The sequence below is a fragment of the Neisseria sp. HMSC074B07 genome (assembly GCF_001810355.1).
Taxonomy (GTDB): Bacteria; Pseudomonadota; Gammaproteobacteria; order Burkholderiales; family Neisseriaceae; genus Neisseria.
This window is the reverse complement of sequence record NZ_KV800956.1, coordinates 1-16,405: the sequence shown is the minus strand read 5'-3', so window position 1 is coordinate 16,405 and position 16,405 is coordinate 1. Positions and strand designations below refer to the sequence as shown.

The window sequence follows — 16,405 nt, the reverse complement described above, 5'->3', positions numbered from 1 at the left end:
GCTTCGTCGCCTTGTCCTGATTTTTGTTAATCCATTATATTTAAAAGGGTCGTCTGAAAAGAAGTTCGATGTTTATACGGTTCGCATTTTAACCTATTTTTTTGAAGTCGTTAGGTTGCGTCCGTCGGAAATGTGCAGGCGGCTGAATATGATGCTGGAGATGAGTGTAATCAAGCCGATGGAAAGGAGGGTAAGGCGGAATGAAAGGTGGAGGTTGCCTGCGGTGAAGCTGCTTTGCGACCAGTTTTGCAGGATAAGTGCGCCGAGCGCAATGCCGAGACTGATGGCGAGTTGTTGGTTGACTGCCATCAGGCTGTTGCCGCTGCCGGTTTGGTGCGCGCGCAGGTCGGCGATGGTCAGGGTGTTCATGGCGGAGAATTGGATGGAGTTGCAAGTGCCGATGAGGAGCAGCAGGACAATCCATATGCTTAAGGACGTGTCCGCATCGGGTAGGGCTAGCAGCATAATCAATATCGCGAGGAGGCGCGTGTTCCAAATCAACACGCTGCGGTAGCCGAAGCGCGACATCAGGGGCTTGATGAGCGGTTTAACAACAAGCGAGGCGAAAGCGACGGGCGCGACCAGCCAGCCGGATACGCTGGCGGCAAAGCCGAACGCGACTTGAAACAGTAGCGGCAGCAAAAAAGGGATAGAACTGATGCCGAGCCGGCTGAACAGATTACCTGTCAACCCCAGCCGGAAGGTGCGGACTTGGAACAAATCCGCCGCATAAATCGGGTTGGCGGCGGTTTTCATGTGGCGGTAGTAGAGCAGGGCGAATGCCGTGCCGCCGATGGCGAGTAAGAGCGAAAACCAAACCGCGCCGGAGTGGGACACCATTTCCACTGCCAACATTAAGAGACATGCCGCCGAAGCGAAAGTCAGGTAGCCGCTCAAGTCCAGCGCGGTATTCTCGCCTTTGACATCGGGCATAATCCGCCAGCCCAGCAAGACGCCGAGCAGCCCTATGGGCAAGTTTAGCAGGAAAATCCAATGCCAAGATGCGTATTCCACCAAATAGCCGCCGACCAAAGGACCGAATATCGGGCCGATTAGAGCGGGCATTACGGCATAATTGATGGCGTTTAAGAGTTGGGATTTGTCGTACACGCGCAAAATCGTCAGGCGCGGTACGGGCACCAACATCGACCCGCCTATGCCCTGAATCACCCGCGCCATCACCAGCATGGGCAGATTGGTTGCCGCTGCACACAATGCCGATCCAAGCATGAAAATGCCGACCGAGCCGAAAAATACGTTTTTAGTGCCGAACCTGTCCACTAAATAGCCGCTTAAGGGAATCAGTAGGGCGACGGTCAGCGTATAGGAAATCGCCGCCAGCTGCATATTGAGCGGCGATACTTGGAAATCTTTGGCGATTTCGGGCAGGGCGGTGTTCAGAATCGTCGCGTCCAGCATCTGCATAAAAATCGCAATCGCCAAAAGCAGGGGCAGCCAGCGGGACGGGCGGACGGGCGGCGTTTCCGAAACGTTTGATTCGGTCGTGTTCATAGGGATGAATTGTAACTGATTTGGCAGTAGGTCGTCTGAAAGGCGGCTTGCTCTTTCAGGCTTTGGGATGCGAACCGAATGGCTGTTGAATGACGCTTTTTTAGAGATTTGATTGTTGGATTGGGAATCAGGGAATGAGCTTGCGTTCATGTATAGTGGCTTAACTAAATCAGGACAAGGCGATGAAACCGCAAGACAGTACAGACAGTACAGAAACCGATTCACTTGGTGCTTCAGCACCTTAGAGAATCGTTCTCTTTGAGCTAAGACGAGGTAACGCTGTACTGGTTTAAATTTAATCCACTATATTTTGTCAAAAAGGTCGTCTGAAAACGGGAAATACCGGTTTTCAGACGACCTTTGCGTCTTTAAGCTGCCTCAATCATCAGGCGATTTCGAGCCACATCACTTGGTAGGGGCGCAGCACCAAATCCTGATTCAGTGCCACGGTTTCGCCGCTGATGAGGTCTTTGGCGCGGGCGGGCATGGCTTGCAGGGTGTGTGCGCTGATGGTTTGAGCGTGTTCGCTGAAGTTGCCGAACGCCAACAGCGCGTTGTTACGGATGTAGCCGATGATGTGTTTGTTGTTGGTGTTGAAAGTAACCAGACGGCCGCCGTTCAAACGCGGGTTGTTTTGGCGTATGTCTATCATGTGGCGCAGACCTTGATAGATTTGTCCTGCTGCGGTGGATGCGTCGTGGCGTTGTTCGTACAACTCGGCGTTGTAACGCGGACGGTGCGCCCAGCGGCTGTCGTCGCTCTTATTGCTGTCGCTTGACCAGTCGTCGTCATTCAACGTGCCGACTTCGTCGCCGAGATAAATCAGCGGCAGACCGCCGGTACTCAGGGCGATGCTGTACAAGAGTTTGATGCGGTCAACGGCGTGGGGGTCGTGTTGCGCCAAACCGGCGAGAGCGGCGGCAGTACCGCTGACGCGGCAGTCGCCGGTGTTGGGGTTGTATTGGAAGGGGACACCGCGCGCGAAGCTGCCGTCGAAATGGTTGACGAAGAAGCGGTTGAGGAATTGGCGGTGGTCGTAGCCGTGGATGCCGAATTGCGATGCGTCTTCGTCGGCAAACGTCCAGCCGATGTCGTCATGGCTGCGCACATAGTTGACCCATGCGGTATGGTCGGGCAGGTTATGGCGGTAGGAGAGGGCTTGGTGGAGCAGGTTGACTTCGCGGGTGGCGAGGGTGTTCCACAACAATGCCATTTGCAGCGGGTTGTAACCGATTTGGCATTCGTCTTGTGCGATGTATTGTACGACTTGGTCGGGGTGGACGATGGCTTCGGATTTGAAGAACACGGCAGGTGCGGCGATGCGCATGACGGCGTTGAATGCGCGGATTAAGGCATGGGCTTGCGGCAGGTTTTCGCAATCCGTACCCATTTGTTTCCAAATAAAGGCAACGGCGTCCATACGCAGGATGTCAACGCCCAAATTGGCAAGGAACATCATTTCGCCCGCCATGGCGCGGAACACCCAAGGATTGCTGTAATTCAAATCCCATTGGAAGGAATTGAATGTCGTCCATATCCAGCGTCCGTCTTCTAATTGTGAGAAGCCGCCCGGATGCTGGTCGGGGAAGATTTCGCGCAGGGTGCGGTCGTATTGGTCGGGCATCCAGCGGTCGGGGAAAATATAGTAAAAATTGTCGTAAAGCGGGTCGCCGGAGGCGCAGCGTTTCGCCCATTCGTGTTCGTTGGACGTGTGGTTGAAGATGAAATCGACGACGGCGGAAATGCCCACTTCGTGCAGCGCGGCAATGACATCGCGCAAGTCGTCTATCGTACCCAAAGCCGGATTGACGTCGCGGTAGCTGCTGACCGCATAGCCGCCGTCGCTTTTGCCTTCAGGGCATTTAAACAGGGGCATCATGTGCAGATAGGTTAGCCCCAGCTCTTGAAAATAAGGGATTTTGGCTTTCAAGCCTTTCAAATCGCCTGCGAACAAATCGACATAACACACGCCGCCGACCTGTTTATTGGACAAAATCCAATCGGGGTCATTCTCACGCGCGGCATCGATGGCTTTCAGAGACTTGTCGCGTTGGGAATAGCTTTGCCATGCTTGTGCAATCAGTTGTTCCAGCATGGGCAGGACGGCTTCGTTGTCGTTGTAAACGTTGTCCAGCTCGTGCATCAGCTTGGGGAAATGCTCGTTCAAACGTCTGTCAAACTGTTTCCAGTCTTCGGAAGCTTCGACGGTCGCACGCTGTTGGGGGCTATATTCTGCCAAGGCGCGCTCTTTGAGATGATGCAGGGTCAAATCGACCTGTTGGGTCTGGGTCAACATGATGTTTACTCCGAGTTGAAGTTGGATTTGTTTGGAAGCCTGATTCCTGCCGCCTGTGCTGCGGAAACGCATGCAGGCTTAAGGCAAAATCGAAAAGTCCATCATACTGTAAGAAGCTGTTTGTGCATAGTAGCCTGAAATGTTTGGGAAAATAGGCTTTTAATCGGGATGGGGTCGTCTGAAAACGGCATGGATTTTTTTGTATGGGTTGGAGTGGGTTTGAATGCTTGGTATTTAATGTTAATTGGATGGTTATTTTTAGATAAATGGCTCTATTTTTTTATGTTTTGAACAATAATTTGCTGCTGTGTCGGCTGTGTATTTATCCAATAGGCAATATTTGGGTATTTGATGAGGAGGTGAACGTATTTATTTTCTTGGGTAAAGGACAACGGGCGTTTTTGAAGAAGATAATTTTGTTTGATGGAAGTCAAAGGTCTTGGATGGGGAAGTTTGGGCGTATTGGCTTGGAAGAATAGGGTGTTGCCATGAGTAAGTTTGAAGGGCATGAACATCGAAACAAAAGGTCGTCTGAAAGCGGGGATACTCATTTTCAGACGACCTTTTGAGCTTTAAAGCGTTAATTGTTTACAGCGGCCATTTCAGCGCGGGATTGCTTTCAATGACGGCTTTAAACTGGTTTTGAATCCGCTCGATGGCTTCATCGGAATCTGCCTCGAAGCGCAATACCAAAATCGGCGTGGTATTGGAGGCGCGCATCAGGCCGAAGCCGTCGGGGAATTCTACGCGCAAGCCGTCGATGGTGATGATTTCGGCCGCGCCTTCGAATTTGGCTTTGGCGGCGAGTTCTTCGATAACCTGATGGCCGTTACTGCCTTCGGGCAGGTCGATATTGAGTTCGGGCGTGGAAATGCTTTGCGGCAGGCTGTTCAAGACTTCAGACGGATTGTCGAAGGCAGACAGGATTTCCAAGAGGCGCGCGCCGGCATATAGACCGTCGTCGAAGCCGAACCAGCGTTCTTTGAAGAAGACGTGTCCGCTCATTTCGCCGGCAACCAGCGCGCCGGTTTTTTTCATGGCGGACTTGATGAAGCTGTGGCCGGTTTTTTCCATGACGGGTTCGCCGCCGTGTTCTTTAATCCACGGAGCCAGCAGGCGGGTGGATTTGACGTCGAAGATGACTTTCGCGCCGGGGTTGCGGCTCAAAACGTCTTGGGCGAACAGCATGAGCTGGCGGTCGGGGTAGATGATGTTGCCGTCTTTGGTGACGACGCCCAAGCGGTCGGCATCGCCGTCAAAAGCCAAGCCGATTTCGGCATCGCTGTTTTTCAGCGCGGCAATCAAATCTTGCAGGTTTTTTGGTTTGGAAGGGTCGGGATGGTGGTTGGGGAAATTGCCGTCCACTTCGCAGAAAAGTTCGGTTACTTCGTTGCCCAAACCTTTGTAGAGTTTGCCTGCGAATGCGCCGCCTACGCCGTTGCCCGCGTCGATGGCGATTTTCATGGGGCGTTTGAGTTTGACGTGGCCGACGATGTGGTTGTGGTATTCGCCGGAGATGTCTTTTTCAGTCACGCTGCCTTTTTTGTCGGAGGCAACCAGTTTGTCGGCTTCGATCAGGGCGAGCAGTTCTTGGATGGCTTCGCCTGCGAGGGTGTCGCCGCCGAGCATCATTTTGAAACCGTTGTAATCGGGCGGGTTGTGGCTGCCGGTAATCATCACGCCGCTGCCGCCGCATTCGTTGATGGCGGCGAAATACAGCATGGGGGTGGCGACCATGCCGACATTGAGGACGTCGATGCCGCTGTCGGTAAAGCCGCGCTGGATGTGTTCCATCAGTTCGGGACCGCTCAAGCGTCCGTCGCGTCCGAGTGCGATGCGGGTAATGCCTTTTTCGGCGGCTCGGGTGGCGATGGCTTTGCCGATGAGGTAGGCGGCTTCGTTGGTCAGGGTTTTGCCGACAATGCCTCGGATGTCGTAGGCTTTGAAGATGTCGCGGGCAATGTTTGCCATGATGGTTTCCTTTGTGATTGTGAATGGAAAACGGGCTTATTCTAACATAGGCAAAGGTCGTCTGAAGGCTTTCAGACGACCTTTGGGGGTTATATCAAATAACCATTTACTGCGGTTTCAATCAATTGCCGAAAGTGTTGCATTGATTGATGTCGCCGCTGTCCAAACCGCGTTTGAGCCATGCCATGCGCTGTTCGGACGAGCCGTGTGTAAAGCTATCGGGAACAACATAGCCCTGCCCGTCTTTCTGCAGGCGGTCGTCGCCGACGGATTCGGCAGCCAGCATGGCTTTGGGGATGTCTTCGGGTTTGAAGATATTATTGTTGACGGCGTAATGCCCCCAAATGCCCGCGTAGCAGTCCGCCTGCAATTCGAGTTTGACGGAAAGGGCATTGGCTTCTTTTTTGCCGACCTGCTGCTGCATTCTGTGGACTTTAGGCAGGATACCGAGCAGGTTTTGGACGTGGTGTCCGACTTCGTGTGCGATGACGTAGGCAAACGCGGCATCGCTGGCGGAATTGAGTTTGGTCTGCATATCCCTATAAAAGTCTAAGTCGAGATAGACTTTTTGGTCGCCCGGGCAGTAAAACGGGCCCATTGCCGATTGACCCATGCCGCAGGCGGTGGATGTACCGCCGTTGTATAACACCAGCGTGGTCGGGGTGTAATTTTGTCCGTGTTGTTTGAAATAGCTGCCCCAAGCTTTTTCCGTATCGGCGAGGACGACGCGGGCGAGTTCGTTCAGCTCGGCTTCTTCTTGAGGTTTGAGCTGGGAGGTTTGGGTTGAACCCGTACCCATGGAAGGCGTGCCGACCAAGCCGCTCAAATCGACGCCGTAATAAGCGCCGATCAAAACGACGATGATGCCGAGGATGCCGGGCGTCCTCCCGCCGCCGCCTCCACCGCTGCTGCCGCGTCGGTCTTCTACGTTTTGACTCTGTTCGCGTCCTTTCCAATCCATCTTGTGTGTTCCTTGTTGTGAAGTGATATGGGGCGGATTATACCGTGAAGGGGTGGCGTGATGCCTGCCTATATGAGAAAAGGTCGTCTGAAAATACCAAACGGAGTTTTCAGACGACCTTTGGGCAGATAAACCGTTGGGTATTTCAACCAACGACGAGGACAGTCAGGCTTTGTGCCTGATTTCCCAACACTGATGGATTTTCTTGTTGCGGAAATCGTCGGGAACGGATTGTTTGGAGATGTCTTTGACGGCGTATTGTTCCGATACCGAATCGTCCAAGACGAAGCTGCGCAAGTTGTTGGAAAAGTACAAAATGCCGTCTGAAGCGAGCAGGCTCATCGCACCGGCTATGAGTTTTGGGTGGTCGCGCTGGATGTCGAGGATGTCGAGCATCTTTTTGCTGTTGGAGAAGCTGGGCGGATCCATGACGATAAGGTCGAACTGTTTGCCTTCGGCGGCGGCGTTTTGCAGGTATTGGAACACGTCGGCGCGGACGATTTTGTGTTGTTCGGGGCTGATGCCGTTGAGTTCGAAATTGCGTTTCGCCCAATCGAGATAAGTGTTGGACAAATCAACGGTTTCGCTGGATGCCGCGCCGCCGGTGGCGGCATAGATGGTGAAGCTGCCGGTGTAGGAAAACAGGTTGAGGAAGCGTTTGCCCGCTGTGGTTTCGCCGACTTTTTTGCGCGTGTTGCGGTGGTCGAGAAAGAGGCCGGTGTCGAGGTATTTGTCGAGGTTGACCCAAAACTTGCGACCGTTTTCAGTGATGATGAAATCGTCGCCGGTTTTGCCGGTTTTCTCGTATTGCTGCAAGCCTTTTTGGCGTTCGCGGCGTTTGAGGTGGATTTGTTCGGGCGCAAAACCGGTAACGAAGGCGACGGCTTCCAATACTTCGGCAAGCCACGCTTCGTATTCTTCGGGCTGCATCAGCCAGCCGGTATCGTATTCCTGAAGGTGGATTTGGTCGCCGTAAACATCGACGGCAAAGGGGAATTGGGGGATGTCGCGGTCGTAAATGCGCCAGGCTTCGATGCCGTTGCGTTTCGCCCATTTCATGAGGTGTTTGATGTTTTTGCCCATGCGGTTGGCGAAGGGGGTGATGTCGGTCATGGTTTCAGACGGCCTGAATGAGGATTGGGAAGGGTTTGGATTTTAACGCACTTGATGCCTTTTTGCTTGACCGTTATCCATAAAATCGATATTATCCGCCGTTCGCCTTTTTATACGAAGCCATCGTCTTCCAACCTAAACCGCCGTTTCGGGCGCGTTTCTTTTATTGCTTGCTTATTTGCCAAGCCTTTCTGTGCAGGTTGTCGTCGATGTTAACCACAAGCAAGATGCTTGCGACAACCCTGTAACTTCACATTTCCCGTATCGTTACTTTCCTTTGCTTCAGGTCGTCTGAAAACCGTTCAGACGTGCGCGTTGTTGTCTTTTTAGGATAGCCATGTCTATTAAATTTGCCGATTTGAACCTTGATAAAAACATTTTGTCTGCCGTGCGCAGCGAGGGTTACGAAAGCCCGACGCCGATTCAGGCGCAAGCCATTCCGTTTGCTTTGGAAGGCCGCGACATCATGGCTTCGGCACAAACCGGCTCCGGCAAAACCGCCGCCTTCCTGCTGCCGACGTTGCAGCGGCTGACCAAACGCAGCGAAAAACCGGGCAAAGGCCCGCGCGCGTTGGTGTTGACGCCGACCCGCGAATTGGCGGCGCAAGTTGAGAAAAACGCGCTGGCGTATGCTAAAAATATGCGCTGGTTCCGCACCGTCAGCATCGTCGGCGGCGCATCTTTCGGCTACCAAACCCGCGCCCTGAGCAAACCGGTTGACCTGATTGTCGCCACGCCGGGTCGTCTGATGGACTTGATGCAAAGCGGCAAAGTCGACTTCGCCCGCTTGGAAGTGCTGATTTTGGACGAAGCTGACCGTATGCTGGACATGGGCTTTATCGACGACATCGAAACCATCGTCGAAGCTACCCCGACCGACCGTCAGACTTTATTGTTCTCCGCCACTTGGGACGGCGCGGTCGGTAAGCTGGCGCGCAAACTGACGAAAAACCCTGAAATCATCGAAGTCGAGCGCGTGGACGACCAGGGCAAAATCGAAGAGCAGCTGCTGTACTGCGACGATATGCGCCACAAAAACCGCCTGCTCGACTACATCCTGCGCGACGCCAATATCGACCAATGCGTGATTTTCACGTCCACCAAAGCCATGACCGAGGTCATCGCCGACGATTTGTACGAAAAAGGTTTCGCCGCCAACTGCCTGCACGGCGACATGCCGCAGGGCTGGCGCAACCGCACGCTGATGGATTTGCGCAAAGGCCGCTGCAAAATTTTGGTTGCCACCGACGTTGCCGCACGCGGTATCGACGTGCCGACCATTACCCACGTCATCAACTACGACCTGCCGAAACAGGCGGAAGACTACGTTCACCGCATCGGCCGTACCGGACGGGCAGGGCGCACGGGTATTGCGATTACCTTCGCCGAAGTGAACGAATACGTCAAAGTGCACAAAATCGAAAAATATATCGACCGTAAGCTGACCGAAGTGACCGTCGAAGGCATGGAACCGACCCGCAAGCGCAAATCCGCAGGCGGCAAGCCGAAAGGCAAAGGCGGCTGGGGCGATAGAAAATCCGGCGGCTGGCGCGGCGATAAGAAACCGGGTAAAGAAGGCTTCGGCGGCAAATCGCGCGGCGAAGGTTTCAAAAAAGAAGGATTTAAGAAAGGCGGCGAAGGCTTCAAAGGCAAACGTAAAGCCAACGATTCTTTCGGCTCGAAACCAAGCCGTCCAGCGAAAAGAGGCTGATGCTAAAGTCAAATCAATAGCGCCTATAGTGGATTAAATTTAAATCAGGACAAGGCGAGGCAATGCCGTACTGGTTTAAAATTAATCCACTATATGAAGAAACCTTGATACCGCGTTGCCTAACAAAAAGGTCGTCTGAAAATTGATTTCAGACGACCTTTTATTTTAAACGTTCAACTTAAGCAGCAAAGCGTTTGGCGACTTCGTCCCAGTTGACGATTTCCCAGAAACCTTTCAGGTAGTTGGGACGGCTGTTGCGGTAGTCGATGTAGTAGGCGTGTTCCCATACGTCGCAGGTCAGCAGCGGAGTGTTTTCAGTGGTCAGCGGAGTTGCCGCGTTGGAAGTGGAAACCAAATCCAATTCGCCGGCAGGGGTTTTCACCAGCCATGCCCAACCGGAACCGAAAGTGCCTGCCGCGCAAGCGGAGAATGCTTCTTGGAATTTTTCGAAGCTGCCCCATTTGGCGTCGATGGCGGCGGCCAGTTCGCCGGAAGGTTTGCCTTGACCTTTAGGCGTGAAACCCAGCCAGTAGAAGGTGTGGTTCCAAGTTTGGGCTGCGTTGTTGAACACGCCGCCTGAAGATTTTTTCACAATCTCTTCCAAAGGCAGGTTTTCAAATTCGGTACCTTTGATTTGATTGTTCAGATTGGTGATGTAGGTTTGATGGTGTTTGCCGTAGTGGAACTCCAAAGTCTCTTTGCTCAGATGTGGGGACAATGCGTCCAGTTCATAAGGCAGTTGTGGCAGCTTATGTTCCATTTTAGTGCTCCTAAATTATTTATATATGATTGTATTTTGGTAGTGTTCGTCGGATGGTGCGGGTGTTCGCCCGCATCAGGCAACGGCTGCCATTTTACCTGCTTTAGATTAAAGAAACTAGGGCAGGCCGATATTTCGATCCTGTTGCAGTTTGAGAAAAATTGAGGGAAATCGGGTGTCGATACAGATATTTATCATGAATGAAGCAATGATTTCAGACGACCTTTTGCTATAATCCGTCCGTTTCCCCATGCTCCTTTTGATATGAACACCCCAAAAGCCTTTGCCATCCTCGGCCCGACTGCCGGCGGGAAAACCGCCCTTGCCTTGAAAATCGCCGAAGCCCTGCCGGTCGAAATCATCAGCCTCGATTCCGCGCTGGTGTACCGTGATATGGATATCGGCACGGCAAAGCCGACGGCTGCCGAGCTTGAAGCCGTGCCGCACCACCTTATCGACATCATCCCGCCGACGGAGTCTTACAGCGCGGCGGAGTTTGTCGGCGACTGCGTGCGGCTGGCGGAGGAAATCCGCGCGCGCGGCAGGCTGCCTTTGATTGTCGGCGGCACGATGATGTATTTCCACGCGCTGACCGAAGGCTTGAACGACCTGCCCGAAGCCGATGTCGCTGTGCGCGCCCGGTTGCAGGAAGAAAAACAACAATACGGCTTGGCGCATCTGTATCAAAGCCTGCAGACCATAGACCCTGAAACCGCAGGTCGTCTGAAACCGAACGACAGCCAACGTATCGAACGCGCTTTGGAAGTGTACCGCCTGACCGGCAAGCCCTTAAGCGCGCATTTTGCCGAAAAAGCCGACTACACCCCGCCGCTCGACCTCTGCACCACCGCCCTGATTCCCGAAAACCGCGCCTTGCTGCACGAAAACATCGCCCGCCGTTTCACGCAAATGCTGGAACAAGGCTTCATCGACGAAATGCGCGCCCTGCGCCAAAAATATCCCGAGCTGACCGCCGATATGCCCGCCATGCGCTGCGTCGGCTACCGACAGGCATGGGATTACCTCGAAGGCTTGACCGATTACGACACCTTTGTCGAAAAAGGCATCGCCGCCACCCGCCAGCTTGCCAAACGCCAACTCACTTGGCTGCGCAAAATCCCATTGGCGCACAGCATCGACCCCTACACCGACGGCAACCACGTTCAGACGACCTTGGCACTCGTCCGCCGCCATTTCCAAATCTAAAACGCCATGCCGACCCTGTTGACCACGCCGCCCGTCGCCCCGCAAACCTTAGCCGCCCTGCAAGCCCTCGGCATCCGCAGCGTAGAGGAGCTGCACGACACCGGTTCCGTCCAAGCCTTCCTACTGCTCAAAGCCGCCGGACTGACCGTCACCCGCAGCACGCTTTGGCAACTCGAAGCCCTGCTGCTCGGTATCAAACCTCAAGACCTACCGCAAACGCAGAAAACCGCTTTGGAACAAGCCCTTAAAAACCATCCGCCCGTCGCCGTTTTCCCCACATCGTCTGAAATGGAAACCTTCATGCGCGCCGCCTTAGTGCAGGCAGAACAATCCGCCCGCATCGGCGAAATCCCCGTCGGCGCGGTCATCGTCTCCAACAACCAAATCATCGCCGCCGCCCACAACACCTGCGTCAGCGACCACGACATCAGCCGCCACGCCGAAATCCGCGCCCTTGCCGCCGCAGGTGCCGCCCTTCAGAACTACCGCCTCGACGGCTGCGACCTCTACATCACGCTCGAACCCTGCGCCATGTGCGCCTCCGCCATCATCCAAGCCCGCGTCCGCCGCGTCATCTACGGCGCGGCAGAACCCAAAACCGGCGCCGCGGGCAGCGTTGTCAATCTGTTTGCCAACCCGCTGCTGAACAAGCACACGGCAATCAAAGGCGGCATCTTGGAAGACGAATGCAAAGCCGTTTTGCAGGCATTTTTTCAGACGAGGCGCAAACAGTATTAAGCGCAAAAAAGGTCGTCTGAAAGCTTAAATCCAAGATTTCAGACGACCTTTTGAGAGATTGCGCACTTTGTTTCATCCCGTTTTTCAGCAATTCTGATAAATATCCGGCGCGCCGTATTAAAATACGGTTTTCAGACGACCCCATCCATAAGGAACCCGCCATGCACACCGAAACCGTTTTAACCGTATTAAAAAACCTGCAAAACCAAATCTGCGCTGCACTTGAGCAAGAAGACGGCGGGGCGGTGTTTGCGCGTGAAGAATGGACGGGCAAATTGGGCGTGGGCGAAACCCGCGTCTTGAAAAACGGCGCGGTATTCGAGCAGGCGGGCGTGAATTTTTCGCATGTGAAGGACAGTAAAATGCCCGCTTCGGCGACGGCGCACCGTCCTGAACTGGCGGGCGCAGCGTTTGAGGCAATGGGTGTGTCGCTGGTGATTCATCCGAAAAATCCGTATGTACCGACCAGCCATGCGAACGTGCGCTTTTTTATCGCGTATCCGGAAGGCGGCGAGCCTGTGTGGTGGTTCGGCGGCGGCTTTGATTTGACGCCGTTTTATCTGTTTGAAGAAGATATTTTGCATTGGCACACGGTGGCGCGGGACGTGTGCGCGCCGTTTGGGGAAGCGGTTTATCCCGAGTTCAAAAAATGGTGCGACGAGTATTTTTACCTGAAACACCGCGGCGAAACGCGCGGCGTGGGCGGTTTGTTTTTCGACGATTTGAACCGCTGGGATTTCGACACCTGCCTGAAGTTCATCAAGGCGGTCGGCGAAGGCTACATCGAAGCGTATCTGCCGATTGTGGCGAAACGCAAAAACACGCCGTACGGCGAACGCGAACGTGATTTTCAGCTTTACCGGCGCGGTCGTTATGTGGAATTTAATTTGGTTTGGGACAGGGGCACGCTATTCGGCCTGCAAAGCGGCGGGCGCACGGAAAGCATTTTGATGTCCATGCCGCCTTTGGTGCGTTTCGAGTATCAATACGCGCCGGAAGAAGGTTCGCCCGAAGCGCGGCTGAACGAGTTTCTCACCGCCCGCGACTGGCTCTCGGAGATGAAATAATGGCGGATAAACGCAAGCCCGACGCCCATCCTTCGGACAAATTCATCCTTGCCATGATTGTCATGGCGGTGTTCCTGGTGATCATCATCGGCGGCGGATTTATCGCCGTAGAGTATTTCAAGGCGCATCCTGAAGTGTTTGAATTGAAGCCGCCTGCGAAATAGTTTAGGAAGAAAGACAAAAGGTCGTCTGAAAACTTTTCAGACGACCTTTTTCAGCTTTAAAACCCCCTTGTTTACAAAACAGCCAAAGCCGCGTCGTAATCAGGCTCGTTGGCAATTTCGGCAACCAGTTCGCTGTGCAGGACTTTGTTGTTTTCGTCCAAAACCACAACGGCACGCGCAGTCAGTCCGCGCAACGGGCTGTCGGTCAGGGCGACGCCGTAATCGGCGGCAAAGCTGCTGCGGAACGTAGACAGGTTCACAACATTGTCCAAACCTTCCGCGCCGCAGAAACGCGCTTGGGCAAACGGCAGGTCGGCTGAAATGCACAGCACAACCGCGTTGTCCAAAGAAGACGCGCGTTGGTTAAACGTACGCACGGATTGGGCGCACACGCCGGTGTCGACGCTTGGGAAAATGTTCAATACTTTGCGTTTGCCCGCAAAATCCGCCAAAGTTTTGTCGGACAGGTCGGCAGCGGTCAGGCTGAATGCAGGCGCGGTTTGACCGACGGCAGGCAGGTCGCCGGAAGTGTGGACAGGGTTGTCGTGGAAGGTAATTTGAGCCATAAGGGTTTCCTTTTTGGGGTTGACGGAAAATAAATAGAGCGAAATGAATCGGTTATCGGTATCGGGCGAGAGCTTACAGATTGCGCACAGCAAAATGGGCCAACGCCGCGACAGCCGACAGTATAGCCGAAACCACTGTCTATTGGATTTTATAGTGGCTTAACTTTAAACCAGTACGGCGTTGTCTCGCCTTGTCCTGATTTAAATTTAATCCACTATAATGAAACGCGTGATCTCCGTTTCAGCACGAGAAACCTGCCTGTGGATACAGCCTATTTTGTTTCGGCGCAGAGGCTCAATCAATGCTACCGAATTTGCCGCTTTTGAAATCGCTGATGGCTTGGCGGATTTCTTCGGTAGTATTCATCACAAACGGACCATAGCCGACGACGGGTTCGTCAATCGGGACGCCGGAGAGCAAAAGGATTTTGACTTCTTCGCTGTCGGCTTCTATGTGTACGTTGCCGCCGCTTTTCTCAAAGCCGACCAGTTGTCCAGCGCCTGCCTGCTCTTTGCCGTTTAGGGTAACGTTGCCCCGCAGGACGACCATGGACAGGTTGTGGGCTTCGGGTATTTCCAATACGGCTTTTTTACCGGCATTCAAAACGATGTCCCAGACGTTCATTTCGGTGAAGGTGTCGGCTGCGCCTTTTACGCCTTTGTATTCTCCGGCAATCAGCCGCAGGCGGCCTGCTTCGTCAGGGAGCTCAACCACGGGGATACCGGCTTTGGCGAGATGCTGATAGCGCGGCGGCGTGTTTTTGTCTTTGGCGGGCAGGTTGACCCAAAGTTGGACCATTTCAAACAGTCCGCCTTTTTTGCTGAAGTTTTCGGAGTGGAATTCTTCATGGATGATGCCCGAGCCTGCGGTCATCCATTGCACGTCGCCTTCGTAAATGATGCCGCCTCCGCCGCTGGAGTCGCGGTGTGCCACTTCGCCGTGGTAGGCGATGGTAACGGTTTCAAAGCCTTTGTGCGGGTGTTGGCCGACACCGCGCGGGCTGCGGGCTTCGTTGGGGGAGAATTCATAGGGTGCGGCGTAGTCGAGCATCAGGAAAGGGTTGGTGCCGCGGTCTTCCCCCATGTGGGAGAACAAGGGTTGGACGAGGAAGCCGTCGCCGACCCAGTGTTGGCTGTTTGCACGGTAGATTTGTTTGACGTTGCGCATGGTGAGGTTCCTTCTTGTGGGGTCGTCTGAAACCTTTTCAGACGACCTTTGTGTAATGAAATTAATAATGTTGTGGTTGCCATACTTTGTTGCATGTATTATATGGGGTACAAACTTATTAACAAGTACGCACAATTTTTATACTGTCATTCGGAGGTCAATAATGGCGGAAACAGAACCGACACACGGCGCCTGCTGTCCGGTCGTTAATACTTTGGATATTATCGGCGGCAAGTGGAAGGTGTTGATTTTATATTATTTACACGGGGAAACCCGACGATTCAACGAATTGCAGCGTCTGCTGGCAGGCGTTACCCAGCGGATGTTGACGTTGCAGCTGCGCGAGTTGGAGCACGACGGCATTGTCCATCGCGAAGTGTATCCGCAGGTGCCGCCGAAGGTGGAGTATTCGCTGACCGCGTTCGGACGGACATTGATGCCCGTCATCGAGGCGATGCACCGCTGGGGCGAGCAATATGCCGCAGAATGCGTGAAACACAGAAAACAGCCGCAGGAGTAAGCCGTTTCAGACGACCTCTTGGTCAGGCCTTTAAAATGAAAAGTGATGCGGGCATATATTCGCAACGGGCTTTGCTTTATAATGATGACAGTCAAACATAACGACATAAGCATTTGGAATCAATAATGAAAAAAATTGTAACGGCACTTATCGCCACCATTTTGTCAGCAGGCGCAAATGCAGCGGATACTTATGGTTATCTCGCCATGTGGCAGAACCCGCAAGACAGCAATGATGCGCTGCTGATTAAAACGACTAAAGAAAATATGTCGCAAATCGAGGCAAATGCGGAATTGGAAGCGTTTTGCCGCGGGCAGGACACGCTTTCCGGCGTGCAAAACGGTGAGGCGACAGGCTGTAAATCCGTTGTTCCGCTTCATAACACCTGCATCGCCGTCGCATACCCGAAATCGGAAGGCAGGCTGACGACAAACAATGCGGTTGTGATTACTTCGCCGCGCTTTAAGAGCGTGCATCAGGTTGCGCTGAATCAGTGCATCAAGAAATACGGCTCGCAAGGTCAATGCGGCTTGGAAACGGTGTACTGTACTTCAAGCGCTTATTACGGCGGTACGGTCAAAACGTTGTTGAACCGCTTGAAATCGCAATAAACGGTGTAAAAAGGTCGTCTGAAAACTGAACTGGCCCCCAA

General features: G+C 53.5%; 16 protein-coding genes. 7 read left to right on the top strand and 9 right to left on the bottom strand.

All coding sequences use genetic code 11. The features are described 5' to 3' along the window. Positions 1 to 93: 93 nt before the first annotated feature. From HMPREF2726_RS08805 to HMPREF2726_RS08780, 6 genes are all read right to left on the bottom strand, one after another. Positions 94 to 1,512, bottom strand: a complete 1,419-nt coding sequence (locus HMPREF2726_RS08805; protein WP_070603037.1) for an MFS transporter — start codon at positions 1,510 to 1,512, stop codon at positions 94 to 96. A gap of 385 nt (positions 1,513 to 1,897) precedes the next feature. Then, a complete protein-coding gene (locus HMPREF2726_RS08800; protein WP_070603044.1) occupies positions 1,898 to 3,808 on the bottom strand; it encodes an alpha-amylase family protein in 1,911 nt (636 codons plus the stop codon). Positions 3,809 to 4,080: 272 nt separating this feature from the next. Continuing rightward, on the bottom strand, positions 4,081 to 4,359 hold the full coding sequence (locus tag HMPREF2726_RS14725; protein ID WP_003760145.1) for a hypothetical protein: 279 nt from the start codon (positions 4,357 to 4,359) through the stop codon (positions 4,081 to 4,083). Between the two features lie 37 nt (positions 4,360 to 4,396). Next, positions 4,397 to 5,779 (bottom strand): phosphomannomutase/phosphoglucomutase, encoded by a 1,383-nt coding sequence (locus HMPREF2726_RS08790; protein ID WP_070603035.1) that lies wholly within the window; start codon positions 5,777 to 5,779, stop codon positions 4,397 to 4,399. A gap of 121 nt (positions 5,780 to 5,900) precedes the next feature. Next, complete coding sequence (locus tag HMPREF2726_RS08785) at positions 5,901 to 6,740, bottom strand: KPN_02809 family neutral zinc metallopeptidase (RefSeq protein WP_070603032.1); 840 nt, start codon at positions 6,738 to 6,740, stop codon at positions 5,901 to 5,903. A gap of 165 nt (positions 6,741 to 6,905) precedes the next feature. Then, positions 6,906 to 7,853, bottom strand: a complete 948-nt coding sequence (locus HMPREF2726_RS08780) for a class I SAM-dependent methyltransferase (RefSeq protein WP_070603030.1) — start codon at positions 7,851 to 7,853, stop codon at positions 6,906 to 6,908. 337 nt (positions 7,854 to 8,190) lie between these two features. Here HMPREF2726_RS08780 and HMPREF2726_RS08775 point away from each other — a divergent pair, with 337 nt between their 5' ends. Beyond that, a complete protein-coding gene (locus tag HMPREF2726_RS08775) occupies positions 8,191 to 9,564 on the top strand; it encodes a DEAD/DEAH box helicase (protein WP_009311496.1) in 1,374 nt (457 codons plus the stop codon). A gap of 178 nt (positions 9,565 to 9,742) precedes the next feature. On the opposite strand, the gene HMPREF2726_RS08770 is transcribed toward HMPREF2726_RS08775, so the two are convergent. Further along, positions 9,743 to 10,324, bottom strand: coding sequence for a superoxide dismutase (locus HMPREF2726_RS08770; protein ID WP_003777725.1), 582 nt, complete (start codon positions 10,322 to 10,324; stop codon positions 9,743 to 9,745). Between the two features lie 264 nt (positions 10,325 to 10,588). Here HMPREF2726_RS08770 and miaA point away from each other — a divergent pair, with 264 nt between their 5' ends. The 4 genes from miaA to HMPREF2726_RS14155 all read left to right on the top strand — a co-directional run bounded on the left by miaA (position 10,589) and on the right by HMPREF2726_RS14155 (position 13,499). Next, positions 10,589 to 11,530: a tRNA (adenosine(37)-N6)-dimethylallyltransferase MiaA gene (miaA, locus tag HMPREF2726_RS08765; protein WP_009311495.1), complete on the top strand. Its 942-nt coding sequence runs from the start codon at positions 10,589 to 10,591 to the stop codon at positions 11,528 to 11,530. Positions 11,531 to 11,545: 15 nt separating this feature from the next. Further along, a complete protein-coding gene (gene tadA, locus HMPREF2726_RS08760; RefSeq protein ID WP_036529156.1) occupies positions 11,546 to 12,268 on the top strand; it encodes a tRNA adenosine(34) deaminase TadA in 723 nt (240 codons plus the stop codon). A gap of 161 nt (positions 12,269 to 12,429) precedes the next feature. Beyond that, positions 12,430 to 13,335: an oxygen-dependent coproporphyrinogen oxidase gene (gene hemF / locus HMPREF2726_RS08755; RefSeq protein WP_009311493.1), complete on the top strand. Its 906-nt coding sequence runs from the start codon at positions 12,430 to 12,432 to the stop codon at positions 13,333 to 13,335. Then, a complete protein-coding gene (locus tag HMPREF2726_RS14155; RefSeq protein WP_003760121.1) occupies positions 13,335 to 13,499 on the top strand; it encodes a hypothetical protein in 165 nt (54 codons plus the stop codon). The genes hemF and HMPREF2726_RS14155 overlap by 1 nt, the downstream gene beginning before the upstream one ends. 71 nt (positions 13,500 to 13,570) lie before the next feature. Here HMPREF2726_RS14155 and tpx read toward each other — a convergent pair whose 3' ends face one another. Together tpx and HMPREF2726_RS08745 are read right to left on the bottom strand one after the other, a co-directional pair. Continuing rightward, positions 13,571 to 14,065, bottom strand: a complete 495-nt coding sequence (tpx, locus tag HMPREF2726_RS08750; RefSeq protein WP_009311492.1) for a thiol peroxidase — start codon at positions 14,063 to 14,065, stop codon at positions 13,571 to 13,573. Between the two features lie 295 nt (positions 14,066 to 14,360). Continuing rightward, positions 14,361 to 15,233 carry a pirin family protein gene (locus tag HMPREF2726_RS08745; protein ID WP_009311491.1) on the bottom strand — a complete coding sequence of 291 codons (873 nt, stop codon included), beginning with the start codon at positions 15,231 to 15,233 and terminating at the stop codon, positions 14,361 to 14,363. Positions 15,234 to 15,396: 163 nt separating this feature from the next. On the opposite strand from HMPREF2726_RS08745, the gene HMPREF2726_RS08740 reads away from it, so the two are divergent. Next, positions 15,397 to 15,753, top strand: a complete 357-nt coding sequence (locus HMPREF2726_RS08740; protein ID WP_009311490.1) for a winged helix-turn-helix transcriptional regulator — start codon at positions 15,397 to 15,399, stop codon at positions 15,751 to 15,753. A gap of 125 nt (positions 15,754 to 15,878) precedes the next feature. Beyond that, positions 15,879 to 16,364, top strand: a complete 486-nt coding sequence (locus HMPREF2726_RS08735; RefSeq protein ID WP_009311489.1) for a DUF4189 domain-containing protein — start codon at positions 15,879 to 15,881, stop codon at positions 16,362 to 16,364. The last annotated feature ends 41 nt before the right edge of the window (positions 16,365 to 16,405 follow it).